The sequence below is a fragment of the Paraburkholderia sp. SIMBA_054 genome (genome assembly GCF_046534875.1).
Classification (GTDB): domain Bacteria; phylum Pseudomonadota; class Gammaproteobacteria; order Burkholderiales; family Burkholderiaceae; genus Paraburkholderia; species Paraburkholderia hospita.
Window position 1 is genome coordinate 15,753 of record NZ_JAWRXV010000052.1, and the last position, 12,798, is coordinate 28,550.

The 12,798-nt window shown below is 61.3% G+C and carries 12 protein-coding genes; 11 read left to right on the forward strand and 1 reads right to left on the reverse strand.

Going from position 1 to position 12,798, the window contains the following annotated elements:
- The first annotated feature begins 2 nt into the window (after positions 1-2).
- From SB822_RS41095 to SB822_RS41145, 11 genes are all read left to right on the forward strand, one after another.
- Complete coding sequence (locus SB822_RS41095; RefSeq protein ID WP_410857386.1) at positions 3-1,595, forward strand: acyl CoA:acetate/3-ketoacid CoA transferase; 1,593 nt, start codon at positions 3-5, stop codon at positions 1,593-1,595.
- Positions 1,588-2,370 (forward strand): enoyl-CoA hydratase/isomerase family protein, encoded by a 783-nt coding sequence (locus SB822_RS41100; RefSeq protein ID WP_007584789.1) that lies wholly within the window; start codon positions 1,588-1,590, stop codon positions 2,368-2,370. The genes SB822_RS41095 and SB822_RS41100 overlap by 8 nt, the downstream gene beginning before the upstream one ends.
- A 1-nt stretch (position 2,371) precedes the next feature.
- Positions 2,372-3,913: an aldehyde dehydrogenase family protein gene (locus SB822_RS41105; RefSeq protein ID WP_410857387.1), complete on the forward strand. Its 1,542-nt coding sequence runs from the start codon at positions 2,372-2,374 to the stop codon at positions 3,911-3,913.
- Between the two features lie 88 nt (positions 3,914-4,001).
- The gene (locus SB822_RS41110; protein WP_410857388.1) at positions 4,002-5,258 is read left to right on the forward strand and encodes an ABC transporter substrate-binding protein; all 1,257 of its coding nucleotides are present in this window, start codon (positions 4,002-4,004) and stop codon (positions 5,256-5,258) included.
- Positions 5,259-5,336: 78 nt separating this feature from the next.
- Complete coding sequence (locus tag SB822_RS41115) at positions 5,337-6,311, forward strand: carbohydrate ABC transporter permease (RefSeq protein ID WP_007584783.1); 975 nt, start codon at positions 5,337-5,339, stop codon at positions 6,309-6,311.
- A 114-nt stretch (positions 6,312-6,425) separates the two neighbouring features.
- A complete protein-coding gene (locus SB822_RS41120; RefSeq protein ID WP_007584781.1) occupies positions 6,426-7,289 on the forward strand; it encodes a carbohydrate ABC transporter permease in 864 nt (287 codons plus the stop codon).
- Between the two features lie 3 nt (positions 7,290-7,292).
- On the forward strand, positions 7,293-8,399 hold the full coding sequence (locus SB822_RS41125) for an ABC transporter ATP-binding protein (RefSeq protein WP_410857389.1): 1,107 nt from the start codon (positions 7,293-7,295) through the stop codon (positions 8,397-8,399).
- Between the two features lie 30 nt (positions 8,400-8,429).
- Positions 8,430-9,209, forward strand: a complete 780-nt coding sequence (locus SB822_RS41130) for a 3-ketoacyl-ACP reductase (protein WP_410857390.1) — start codon at positions 8,430-8,432, stop codon at positions 9,207-9,209.
- A 10-nt stretch (positions 9,210-9,219) separates the two neighbouring features.
- Positions 9,220-10,944: a GMC family oxidoreductase gene (locus tag SB822_RS41135; RefSeq protein ID WP_410857391.1), complete on the forward strand. Its 1,725-nt coding sequence runs from the start codon at positions 9,220-9,222 to the stop codon at positions 10,942-10,944.
- The gene (locus tag SB822_RS41140) at positions 10,847-12,019 is read left to right on the forward strand and encodes a dihydrodipicolinate synthase family protein (RefSeq protein WP_410857392.1); all 1,173 of its coding nucleotides are present in this window, start codon (positions 10,847-10,849) and stop codon (positions 12,017-12,019) included. The genes SB822_RS41135 and SB822_RS41140 overlap by 98 nt, the downstream gene beginning before the upstream one ends.
- 40 nt (positions 12,020-12,059) lie before the next feature.
- On the forward strand, positions 12,060-12,317 hold the full coding sequence (locus SB822_RS41145) for an MFS transporter (RefSeq protein WP_410857393.1): 258 nt from the start codon (positions 12,060-12,062) through the stop codon (positions 12,315-12,317).
- A gap of 123 nt (positions 12,318-12,440) precedes the next feature.
- Here the strand turns inward: SB822_RS41145 and SB822_RS41150 are convergent, their stop codons facing one another.
- A complete protein-coding gene (locus SB822_RS41150) occupies positions 12,441-12,794 on the reverse strand; it encodes a BON domain-containing protein (RefSeq protein WP_007743502.1) in 354 nt (117 codons plus the stop codon).
- Positions 12,795-12,798: the final 4 nt, after the last annotated feature.

The window sequence follows — 12,798 nt, forward strand, 5'->3', positions numbered from 1 at the left end:
CTGTGCGTTCCAGCAAGGTTGTTTCATTGGCCCACGCGGCGAGCCTGATCAACGATGACGATGTCGTCACCGTCAGTTCGTCAAGCGGTCTGGGTTGTCCCGATGCAATGCTCGCCGCTATCGGCGCCCGCTTCGAAACGGAAGATCATCCGCGCAATCTGACGATGCTGCATCCGATCGCAGCTGGCGATATGTACGGCATCAAGGGCATCGATCACATCGCGAAGAAAGGGCTGATTCATACGGTCATCGCCGGGTCGTTTCCGAGCGGTCCATCAAGCCTGCCGATGCCCGACATCTGGCATCTCATCACCGACAACGACATCCGCGCGTACAACCTGCCGAGCGGCGTGATGTTCGACATGCATCGCGAGGTCGCGGCGAAACGTCCAGGCGTGTTGACCAAGGTCGGCCTCGATACCTATGTCGATCCTGAACGCCAGGGCGGCGCGATGAACGCGCAGGCCGCCGAACATCCCATCGTCGAAAAGGTCACGTTCGCGGGCGACGAGTGGCTGCACTACAAAAACTTCGTGCCGCGCGTTGCAATCGTGCGCGCAACGACAGCCGATGAACGCGGCAACCTGTCGTTCGAACATGAAGGCGCGCTGCTTGGTGGACGCGATCAGGCGTTGGCCGTACGCAATAACGGCGGCATCGTCATCGCGCAAGTGAAGCGTGTCGTGAAGGCCGGTTCGCTGCATACGCAGCAGGTACACATTCCGTGCAATCTCGTCGATTACGTGGTCGTTGACGCCGAGCAGAAGCAGACGACACAGATCGAATACGACCCGGAAATCAGCGGCGAAATCAAACTGCCCGAGAGCGCATTCGCATTCGCCGAGTGGCACGCGGACAAGGTCATCGCGCGCCGGGCGGCACTGGAACTCGCGCAGAACGATGCGGTGAATCTGGGCTTCGGCATCTCCGCCAACGTGCCGCGCGTTCTGCTCGAAGAAGGCTACCGCGACGACGTGACGTGGGTCATCGAACAAGGCGCTGTCGGCGGAGTGCCCTTGCTCGGTTTCGCCTTTGGATGCTCGGGCAATGCCGACGCCATCATGCCTTCGCCTTCGCAATTCGTGTACTTCCAGGGCGGCGGCTTCGATGTTTCGCTGCTGTCGTTCCTGCAAGTAGACCGCTTCGGCAACGTGAACGTGTCGAAGCTGCCGAGCAAGCCTTATCTCACTGCCGGATGCGGCGGCTTCATCGACATCACGACGCATGCGAAGCGTGTGGTCTTTAGCGGCTATTTCACGGCGGGCGCAAAGATCGAAGTCGGCGAAGGACGTCTGAAGATCGTCAAGGAAGGCAAGAAGAAGTTCATCGCCGATGTGGACCACGTGACTTTCAGCGGACGCATGGGAAGAGAGCGTAATCAGCAAGCGCTATATGTCACGGAACGCTGCGTGATCCAACTCAGCGACAAAGGCCTCGAAGTGATCGAGATCGCGCCCGGCATCGACCTGCAAAAGGATGTACTCGATCAGTGCGATATCGAGTTGGCCGTCTCCCGTGCCCTGAAGACGATGGATGCATCCATTTTCACGGACGCTCCGTTCGGCCTGAAGCTGAAGGAGGCGCGTCATGGCTGACCAGCAACTGATCCAGATCGAGAAGACGAACGCCGTTGCTGTCGTCACCCTCAATCGGCCGGACAAGCTCAACGCGCTGACACCGGAAATGCTCGATCAACTCGAAGCCGGAGCGGCACAGCTTGAATCGGATGCGAGCGTGCGCGCCGTCGTGCTGACAGGCGCGGGTGAACGTGCCTTCTGTGTCGGCGCCGACATCAACCAGTGGTCGGCACTCGCGCCGCTCGACATGTGGCGCGTATGGGTCTCACGCGGTCATCGTATTTTCGACCGCTGGGCAGCGCTGCGTCTGCCCGTCGTCGCGGCGATTAACGGCCCCGCATTCGGCGGCGGCCTCGAACTGGCCGCGGTCGCCGATGTGCGCGTCGCGGACCCGGCTGCCACGTTCGCACTGCCCGAAGCGAGTATCGCGACCTGCCCCGGATGGTCCGGCACGCAACGGCTCGTGTCGCTGATTGGTCCGAGCCATGTGAAATCGCTTGCGCTCACGGCGAAGCGGATCGACGCGCAACGCGCATACGGCATCGGACTGGTCGACGAAATCTCCACGCCGAAAGAGTCGGTTGCGGCCGCCATCGCCATCGCTGAAAAGATCGCGACGCTCGCACCCGTCTCCGTGCAACTGACGAAGCAACTCATCAACGCCGCCTCGGGATTCGGGACCGGCGCAACCCTGGAAGCCATGGCGGGCGCTCTGTCCGCGTCGACGCACGACGCCCGCGAAGGCATGGCCAGTTTCCGCGAACGGCGCCCGGCGCAATACGAGGGTCAATGACATGACGTACGACACCGCAATTCCCGCTGCAACCGCGCTTTTGACAAACGCTAAGGCGCCCGCGCACGAAGCCTTCAACGGCCGCATGTACATCGACGGCGCATGGACCGAATCCACGGACAAGCAGCGCTTCGAGCGCCGCAGCCCTGCGCATGGACACGTTGTCAGTTCGTTTCCGGAAGCGACACCGGCAGACGTCGAGCGAGCCATCAACGCCGCCGACCTCGCCTTCCGTCACGGTCCATGGTCGAAGCTCAAAGGCGCGGAACGCGCACGGATTCTTCTCGCGATCGCTGACGGCATCAAGGCACGCGTCGACAGGATGTCGCTGCTCGAATCGCTCGAAACAGGCAAGCCGCTTGCGCAGGCACGCGGCGAAGTGTCCGGCTGCATCGATCTCTGGCAATACGCGGCAAGCCTTGCCCGCACGACCAGCGGCGATGCCTACGACACCCTCGGCGAAGACATGCTCGGCATCGTGCTGCGCCAGCCGATCGGCGTTGTCGGACTCATCACGCCGTGGAATTTTCCGCTGTGGATCCTCTCGCAGAAGCTGCCGTTCGCACTCGCGGCGGGTTGCACATGTGTCGTCAAGCCGAGCGAACTAACGTCGAGCACGACCGTCATGCTGATGGAGATTCTCGAACAGGCCGGCGTGCCGGCGGGCGTCGTCAACGTCGTGACGGGCAAAGGTCCGTCCGTCGGACAGCCGCTCGCGGAGCACGACGCCATCGATATGCTGTCGTTCACCGGTTCGACGCGCGTCGGCAGTTTGCTCGGCGGACTCGCATCGAAGAAGCTGAAAAAGGTCGCGCTCGAACTCGGCGGCAAGAATCCGCAGATCGTCTTTCCCGATTGCGACTGGGACGCGATGGTCGATGCCGTCGTGTTCGGCGTGTACTTCAACGCGGGCGAATGCTGCAACAGCGGTAGCCGCGTGCTCGTACACGAATCGATTGCGGAGCGCTTTGCGCAAGCGGTCGTCGAGCGCGCGCGGCAAGCGCCTGTTGGCGATCCTCTGCATCCTGAATGCAAGATCGGCGCGATCGTCAGCGAGAACCAGTTGGTCGAGATTCTCGGCAACATCGACAAGGGCGTTGCGGCAGGCGCGCGCCTGCGCCTAGGCGGCAAACGCTATGACGCGAACGGCCTCTATCTGGAGCCGACCGTCATCAGCGATGTCACGCCCGACATGAGCATCGCCCGCGAAGAAATCTTCGGCCCCGTGCTCACGATCATCCCCTTCTCCGACACGCAGAACGCGATCGACATCGCGAACGACACGGCCTACGGACTCTCCGCCGCCGTCTGGAGCAACGACATCAACACATGCCTGACCGTTGCGCGCGGCGTCGATGCGGGCACGGTTTGGGTCAACACCTTCCTCGACGGTTACCCCGAACTGCCGTTCGGCGGCTTCAAGTCGAGCGGCGTTGGACGCGAACTCGGCAAGCAGGCAGTCGAAGACTACACCGAGACGAAGACGATTCAGCTTCACATCGGAGAACGCAAGAACTGGTGGTTGCCGCGTCCAGCCGCCTGATCACGAATCCATCCAGATCGCACCACGGCATGCCCGCCGTGGTGTCCACAAGAAAGCCCGCCAAGAGAGCGTCATCAAGGAGACAAAGATGTACAAGAAGCGTATTGCTGCAATTGCAGTCGGCCTCGTTGCCTGCCACGCGCTGTCCGCTTACGCGGCCGACACGAAAACGGTGGAAGTCATGCACTGGTGGACTTCCGGCGGCGAAGCCAAGGCCCTTTCCGTACTGAAAGACGGCCTGAAAACAAAGGGCTATGCATGGAAGGACAGCCCGATCGCGGGCGGCGGCGGCGAAGCGGCGCGCACGGTGCTGAAGGCGCGCGTCGCGTCGGGTAATCCGCCCGATGCGATCCAGATGCTCGGCTTCACGATCCCCGAATACGCGCAAGAGGATTATCTGCAGAACCTCGATCCTGTCGCCTCAAAGGAAGGATGGGACAAGCTCGTGCCCGGTCCAATCCAGAAATTTTCGAAAGTCGATGGTCACTGGGTTGCCGCCCCTGTCGATGTGCACCGCACGAACTGGATCTGGGCGAACAAGAAGATCTTCGATCAGTTGAAGCTCACGCCGCCGAAGACCTTCGAAGAACTCGTCGCGGACGCCGACAAGATCCGCAAGGCCGGCTACATTCCGCTGGCGCACGGCGGCCAGGCATGGCAGGAAGCGACGATCTTCGATAGCGCGGTGATGTCGGCGGGCGGCCCGAAGTTTTATCAGCAGGCGCTCGTCAAGCTGGACCCGAGCGCGCTCGGCTCGAAGACGATGGAAAAGGCCTTCGACCAGATGCGCGCATTGCGCGGCATGGTCGATCCGAACTTCCCGGGCCGCGACTGGAACCTCGCCACGTCGATGGTCATCAACGGTAAAGCTGCCATGCAGATCATGGGCGACTGGGCCAAGGGCGAGTTTGCGTCGGCAGGCAAGCAGCCGAATGTCGACTACCTCTGCTTCAACTATCCCGGAACGGATGGCGCATTCATCTTCAACACCGACCAGTTCGCGGGCTTCAAGAAGGGCGACGCGAGTCTCCCCGGCGAGTACGCGTTTGCGTCGACCATCATGGACAAGGGCGTCCAGGCGAAATTCAACCAGATCAAAGGCTCGATTCCTGCGCGTCTCGATGTGCCTCAGGACGGCTTCGACGAATGCGGCAAGAAGTCGATGAACGACATGCGCGCCGCCCTCAAGACGGACTCGATGGTCGGCAGCTTCGCGCACGGACACGCGATGCCCGATGGTCCGAAGAACGCCGTGTATGACGTCGTCACGCACTTCTTCAATTCGAATCAGTCGTCTGCGGATGCCGTGAAAGCGCTCGTCGCGGCAGTGAAGAACTCGCAGTAAGCCAAATGGTCCTCGTGCGGATGCGGCACCCAACGCCGCTGTCCGCGAGGCCCGTCATCTCCGACGGTAGGTGTTGCCATGCTATTGCACAATCGCGCCCATGCGGCGACCACGCTTGATGATCTGAACAACAGCTCGGGCCAAAGCCCGACGCGAAAGCGATCGACGTTTCGAAACCGCTTCGAAGCGGTTCTGCCCAAGATCGTCCTTAGCCCGACATTGATCATCACGTTGATCTTCGTCTATGGCTTTATCGCGTGGACGACGGTGCTCTCGTTCACCCGCTCACGCGCCTTTGCGAACTTCCACTGGGCCGGTCTGCTTCAGTATGGCCGCGTCTGGGAGCATCCGCGCTGGCATGTGGCGATCGTCAACCTCGGCATCTACGCATCGCTCTATGTCGTGCTGTGCATGGCGATCGGGCTCGGCCTCGCCATTCTGCTCGATCAACGGATTCGCGCTGAAGGCGGATTGCGGGCGCTCTTTCTTTATCCCATGGCGCTCTCGTTCATCGTCACGGGCACCGCATGGAAATGGATTCTCAATCCGGGGCTTGGCCTCACCAAGCTGTTCCATGACTGGGGTTGGACGAGCTTCCAGTTCGACTGGATCATCAACGACGACATGGCGATCTATACCGTCGTCATCGCCGCTGTCTGGCAGGCGTCGGGCTTCGTGATGGCGATGTTTCTGGCAGGCCTGCGCGGCATCGACCAGGAACAGATCAAAGCCGCGTCGATCGACGGTGCGCGCATGCCTTCGATCTATCGGCGAGTCATCATTCCGCAGCTGCGGCCCGTCTTCGTATCCGCGTTCGTGATTCTCGTGCACCTTGCGGTCAAGAGCTATGAGCTTGTCATCGCATTGACGGGCGCCGGTCCCGGCTACTCGACCGAACTGCCGTCCACCTTCATGTACTCGTTCACCTTCACCCGCAACGAACTCGGCATGGGTGCGGCCAGCGCCGTGATGATGCTGTGTACGGTGGCCGCCATCATGGTGCCCTACCTCTACTCCGAAATGAGACCTCGCCGGAAGAGCGGCGGCCATTGAACTCAACCGATACCCCCTAGCAACCTTTTGCATGGGGCCAGAGTAAGGCTCTAAAGAACCAACTCTGGCCAACAGGAGACAACGATGGCTACCAAGACATGGGACTCACCACAGATGGTGGTGGGCAAGCATAACTACGTCTCGCGGATCGTGATTTATTCGATGCTGGCGATTGCGGCCGTGGTCTATCTCGTACCGCTGCTCGTGATGCTGCTAACGTCGTTCAAGCCGCTGCCCGAGGTGTATTCCGGCAATATCCTCGCGCTGCCGCATCAGTGGACGCTTGAAGCGTGGGAAAAAGCCTGGGGCTCGGCATGCGTGGGACTGGAATGCTCCGGTGTAAAAGGCTTCTTCTGGAATTCCTTCCGGATGGTCTTCTCTGCCGTAGCGATCTCCACGTTACTCGGCGCATTGAACGGCTACGTGCTGACCAAATGGCGCTTCAAAGGCGACAACACGCTGTTTGGCCTGATCCTGTTCGGATGCTTCATCCCGTTCCAGATCGTGCTGATTCCGATGGCGTCGTTCCTCGGCAAGGTCGGTCTCGCACAATCGATCAGCGGCCTCGTGTTCGTGCATGTCGTTTATGGCCTGTGCTTCACGACGCTGTACTTCCGCAACTACTACATCGCGTTCCCCGATGAACTCGTGAAAGCGGCGATGATCGACGGTGCACGCTTCTTTCGCATCTTCTTCCGCATCCTGCTTCCCAACTCGGTGCCCATCATCACCGTCACCGTGATCTGGCAATTCACGAATATCTGGAACGACTTTCTGTTCGGCGCTTCATTCACGACGGGCAGTTCCGCGCCCATCACCGTCGCGCTGAACAACATCGTCAATACATCGACGGGCGTCAAGGAATACAACGTCAACATGGCCACGGCCATGATCGCGGCGCTGCCGACACTGCTCGTCTATGTGATCGGTGGTCGCTACTTCGTACGCGGTCTGATGGCCGGCTCGGTCAAGGGGTAAATCATGTCTTCTCTGCACGTATCCAACGTTCGCAAAGCCTACGGCTCCACCGAAATCCTCAAGGAGATCAACATCGATGTCGACGATGGCGATTTTCTCGTTCTCGTCGGACCCTCCGGCTGTGGGAAATCGACGCTCCTTTCTCTGATCGCCGGACTCGATACGCTCTCGGGCGGCGAGATTCGTATTGGTAACGACAAGGTCAACGACCTGCATCCGAGCGAGCGCGACATCGCGATGGTGTTTCAGAGCTATGCACTGTATCCGAACATGTCCGTCGGGCAGAACATCAGCTTCGGTCTGGAGATGCGCAAGGTATCGAAGCCCGAACGCGAGAAAGCCGTGAAAGATGCCGCCCGTCTGCTGCAGATCGAGCACCTGCTCGACCGGCGTCCGGGCCAGCTGTCGGGTGGACAGCGTCAGCGTGTCGCGATGGGACGCGCGCTGGTGCGTCATCCGAAGATCTTCCTGTTCGATGAACCGCTGTCGAACCTCGATGCAAAACTGCGCGTCGATATGCGTACCGAGATCAAGAAGCTGCATCAGCGTTTGGGCGCGACCATCGTCTACGTCACGCATGACCAGATCGAAGCGATGACGCTCGCCACGCGTATTGCCGTGATGAAGGGCGGCGTATTGCAACAGCTCGGCACGCCCGCCGAGGTCTACAACACGCCCGCCAACACGTTCGTCGCGACGTTCATGGGCTCGCCGTCGATGAACCTGATTCCGGCGCGCATCGAGCGCGCGAACGGTGCGCTCCATCTGCTGGTGGGTGAAGGCCAGAAGGCGATCGATCTTGTGTTGCCGCCGCAACCGGCCGCCGTCGAGCGCTACATCGGCAAGAAGGTGATTGCGGGTCTGCGCCCTGAGGCGATCGGCGTGGAAAACGAGCGCGCCACGTCGGCACTGCGCACCGTGCCCGTCACGATCAATGTGCTCGAACCGACAGGCCCCGACACGCTCGCCGTGCTCGATCTCGGCGGCATGGAAGTCTCCGCGCGACTCGGCGCCGACATGCCGCACGCGTCCGGCGAACGATGCGAGCTGCGCGTCGATCTGTCGAAGCTCGTGCTGTTCGACACCGACACGGAAGTCCGCATTCACTGAGCGCCCAGCGCAACGACGGATGGTGCAGCCATGAGCAAGATAGCTGGAAAGTGTTCGACCGCGCTGGTGACGGGCGCGCGACGCGGCATCGGCCGGTCGATATGCGTCGCGCTCGCGCGGCGCGGCTTCGACATCGTGCTGACGGATGTCGTGAACGACGAGGACGCCGCGACGACCTGTGCGCTCGTACGCGACGAAGGCCAGGAGGCGCTCTTCATTCAGAGCGATCTCAGCGACGTCGACTCGCATGAAAGCGTCGTCGAGGAAGCCGTGCGCTTCAAGGGAAGTATCGAATGCCTCGTCAACAACGCGGGCATCGGTTCGCCTAGCCGCGGCGATCTGCTCGACGTATCGCCGCAAGCGTTCGATGCCGTGCTCGGCGTCAATCTGCGCGGCACGTTCTTTATGACGCAGGCCGTCGCTCGCCACATGTGTGCGACATCGTCGACGGCCGCCCGGTCGATCGTGACGGTTTCGTCGGTATCGGCGGACATGGCATCGCCCGAGCGCGCCGAATACTGCCTGTCCAAATCCGCGTTGCCGATGATGACGCGCCTGTTCGCATTGCGGCTCGCGAGCGCAAATGTCGGCGTGTTCGAGGTGCGGCCCGGCATTATCCGCACGCCGATGACATCGGGTGTCGCGGAGAAATACGAGGCGCGCTTCCGCGAGGGCCTGGTTCCCGCCGGCCGGTGGGGCGAAAGCGACGAAGTGGGCCAGGCAGTCGCGACGCTTGCAGGCGGCCTGCTGCCCTTCGCGACGGGCAGCGTGGTCAACGTGGATGGCGGCCTGTCCATCCCTGCATTCTGAGCCGACTGACATGAAAACGACGACATATGACTACGTGATCGTGGGCGGCGGCTCGGCCGGTTGTGTACTGGCCAATCGCCTGAGCGCCGATCCCTCGATCAAGGTCCTGCTGCTCGAAGCAGGCGGTTCCGATCGCCACCCTTTCTTCTCGATGCCTGCCGGCTTCGCGAAGATGACGCGCGGCATCGGTTCGTGGGGCTGGTTCACCGTGCCGCAGAAGCATCTGAACAATCGCGTGCTGCGCTTCACGCAAGCGAAGGTGATCGGCGGCGGTTCTTCGATCAATGCGCAGATCTATACGCGCGGCGTTCCTGCTGATTACGACGATTGGGAACAGAAAGCGGGCGCGACGGGTTGGTCTTATCGCGATGTGCTGCCCTACTTCAAGAAGTCCGAGAACAACCAGCGCTTCGCGAATGAGTATCACAGCTATGGCGGCCCGCTCGGCGTATCGAATCCGATCAGCCCGCTGCCGATCTGCGAAGCGTTTTTTCAGGCTGGACAGGAACTCGGCATTCCGTTCAATCCGGATTTCAATGGTGCCAGCCAGGAAGGTCTCGGTTATTACCAGTTGACGCAACTGGATGCGCGGCGGTCATCAACGGCAGCAGGCTTTATCCGACCGGTGCTCGGGCGTGCGAATCTGACGGTCACGATGCAGGCGCGAACGCTGCGCGTGATCGTCGAGGGAAACCGCGCGACAGGCGTCGAATACGTGACGGGCGATAGCCGCGATCCGCAGATCGTGCGCGCGTCGCGTGAAGTGATCGTGTCGTCGGGTGCGATCGGTTCGCCGAAACTGTTGATGCAGTCGGGCATCGGTCCCGCCGGGCACGTGGAGTCTGTCGGCATCAAAGCTGTCCACGATCTTCGCGGCGTCGGCTCCAATCTGCAGGATCACCTCGACCTCTTCGTCATCGCCGAATGCACGGGCGATCACACCTACGACAAGTACAACAAGCTGCACAACGCCGCATGGGCTGGACTGCAGTACCTGTTGCTGAAGAAAGGCCCGGTTGCATCGAGTCTCTTCGAAACGGGCGGCTTCTGGTATGCGGATCGCGACGCGCGCGACCGCTCGCCCGACATCCAGTTTCATCTCGGCCTCGGGTCCGGTATCGAAGCGGGCATGGCCAAGCTGAACAATGCGGGCGTTACGCTCAACACCGCGTACCTTCGCCCGCGCTCGCGCGGCACGGTTCGTCTCGCCAGCGCGGACCCCGCTGCCGCGCCGCTGCTCGACCCGAACTACTGGGCCGATCCATACGATCGCGACATGGCGATCAAGGGCTTGCGGCTCGCGCGCGACATCCTGCGCGCCCCAGCGATGAAGCGCTATGTGCAAAGCGAAGTTCTGCCGGGAGCGCGCGTGAATACCGATCAGGAACTGTTCGACTATGCATGCACGAATGCAAAAACCGACCACCACCCCGTCGGCACCTGCCGCATGGGCCGCCCCGACGATCCCGACAGCGTCGTCACGCCGGACCTGCGTCTTATCGGACTGGATGGCCTGAGAGTCGTCGACGCATCCGTCATGCCCTATCTGCCTTCGTGCAACACAAATGCACCGACGATCATGGTCGCCGAAAAAGCCGCCGACATGATCATTCAACCCCAGACATCGAGAGGTTTCCGTGAACATCAATCTGCCAACGCCGGAAGGTTCAATCAGCCCGTACACGATGCAGCATCGGGAAGACCAGGTTCTGCCGTCCACCGCGCCGACGTTTAACCGCATCGCGTATGCGGCGGCGCACGTCGTCGTCGATCCATCGCGTGCGTACGAGCCTTGGGGCAATACACCGCGTGTTGACTGGGACGCTACGCTTGCATTTCGCACCTACCTGTACGGCTTGGGATTCAAGGTGGCCGAAGCGATGGATACCGCGCAACGCGGCATGGGCATCGGCTGGCCAACAGCCGCTGAACTGATCCGACGCAGCATCGCGCACGCGCGCAGCATTCCCGGCGCGGACCTGGCGTGCGGCGCGGGCACCGATCATCTCGACGGCACGCGCAGCCATGCGCTTGCCGACATTGTCGGCGCCTACAAGGACCAGTTCGAAGTGATCGAATCAGCGGGCGGCCGGCCGATCATGATGGCGAGCCGCGCCCTGTGCGCAGCAGCGCAGTCCGCCGACGACTACAAGCATGTCTACGATGCCGTGATCTCCGCGTCACGCAACAAGGTCGTGTTGCATTGGTTGGGCGACGCGTTCGACGCTTCGCTCTCCGGCTACTGGGGCAGCCGCGACGTCGCGACGGCGATGGCGACTGTGCTCGACATCATCCGGCTTCATCAGGACAAGATCGAAGGCATCAAGATCTCGCTGCTCAACGCGGAATATGAGCGTCAACTCAGATCGCAGTTGCCCGAGGGCGTCGTGATGTTCACCGGTGACGACTACAACTACGGCGAACTCATCGCGGGCGACAGCACCGGCCATTCGCACGCGCTACTCGGCATCTTCGACCCGATCGCACCGGTCGCATCGCGCGCATTGGTGAAGCTCGCCGCTGGGGATACCGATTCATATCGCCAGCTTATCGATCCGACGGTTGCGCTATCGCGCGAACTCTTCGCTGCGCCCACGCAGTATTACAAGGCTGGCGTCGTTTTTCTCGCGTGGCTCAATGGGCATCAACGGCACTTCTCGATGGCAGGCGGGATGCAGTCGGCGCGATCCGTCGCGCACTACGCAGAGGTGTTCAGGAAGGCGGACGTCGCGGGCGTATTGACTCGCCCCGAACTGGCTCGCCGTCGCATGAGCGAGTTTCTGAGCTTAGCTGCGGGTATCGATAACTGAAAACCGGTTCGCGCATCGCGAGCCCGATTGGAGACGAAGCATGACAGCACGGGCAACGTCTGCAGTTTCAGTGTCGTCGGTGAACAATGCCCGCTATCGATACACGGGCATCGCGGTCAGCAAGGAATTTGCCGCCGTTGCATCCGGCGGGATCGCGCCTTTCATAGCGGCTGCGTTGCTCGCGTGGGCACAAGGTGCGTACTGGCCGATTGCTACCTACATCGCGGTGTTGGCGGGGATCAGCTTTGTCGCTACATTCTTCTCACCGGAGACTCGCGGGATCAGTCTTCGACAATGATTCGCAAATGCCGAGCGGTCGGGTTCCGTCCAGGACGCGCCGCTCGCTGGAATGCGAGCGGCGTCTCCTTGTGACAACCAGGATGCAAGCGCCGCCTGTTTCTCGCGCACGCTTCTCTTTGTCCTACTGCCCGCCTTCCCGAATCGTCAGAGCATTCTTTACAGACGTGACGCCGGAAACGCCCTTCGCTATCGAGGTCGCCTTGTCGATCTGGGCCGGATCGGTCACGCCCCCAGCGAGCGTCACTGCGCCGCCTTTCACGAGAACATTGATCCCCGTCGTATCGACACCGCCCTTCGAAAGCGCCTGAGCCACTTTTTTACTCAATGCCCGGTTCGCCTTCCTGATGGAGGATTTCGATGCTCCTTGCGTTGTCGTCGTTGCGCTGGCGGCTTCACTTCCCTGAGCCCAGGCATTGACGGATGCAACGACGATCAATGCAGCGCCAGCCAGCTTGAGTGTTTTGATTGCGTTCATTAGT

Coding starts and splice junctions, on each gene's coding strand:
- SB822_RS41135 (WP_410857391.1), top strand. CDS start 9,220: ATGAAAACGACGACATATGACTACGTGATCGTGGGCGGCGGCTCGGCC.
- SB822_RS41130 (WP_410857390.1), top strand. CDS start 8,430: ATGAGCAAGATAGCTGGAAAGTGTTCGACCGCGCTGGTGACGGGCGCG.
- SB822_RS41150 (WP_007743502.1), bottom strand. CDS start 12,794: ATGAACGCAATCAAAACACTCAAGCTGGCTGGCGCTGCATTGATCGTC.
- SB822_RS41115 (WP_007584783.1), top strand. CDS start 5,337: ATGCTATTGCACAATCGCGCCCATGCGGCGACCACGCTTGATGATCTG.
- SB822_RS41120 (WP_007584781.1), top strand. CDS start 6,426: ATGGTGGTGGGCAAGCATAACTACGTCTCGCGGATCGTGATTTATTCG.
- SB822_RS41100 (WP_007584789.1), top strand. CDS start 1,588: ATGGCTGACCAGCAACTGATCCAGATCGAGAAGACGAACGCCGTTGCT.
- SB822_RS41105 (WP_410857387.1), top strand. CDS start 2,372: ATGACGTACGACACCGCAATTCCCGCTGCAACCGCGCTTTTGACAAAC.
- SB822_RS41145 (WP_410857393.1), top strand. CDS start 12,060: ATGACAGCACGGGCAACGTCTGCAGTTTCAGTGTCGTCGGTGAACAAT.
- SB822_RS41125 (WP_410857389.1), top strand. CDS start 7,293: ATGTCTTCTCTGCACGTATCCAACGTTCGCAAAGCCTACGGCTCCACC.
- SB822_RS41110 (WP_410857388.1), top strand. CDS start 4,002: ATGTACAAGAAGCGTATTGCTGCAATTGCAGTCGGCCTCGTTGCCTGC.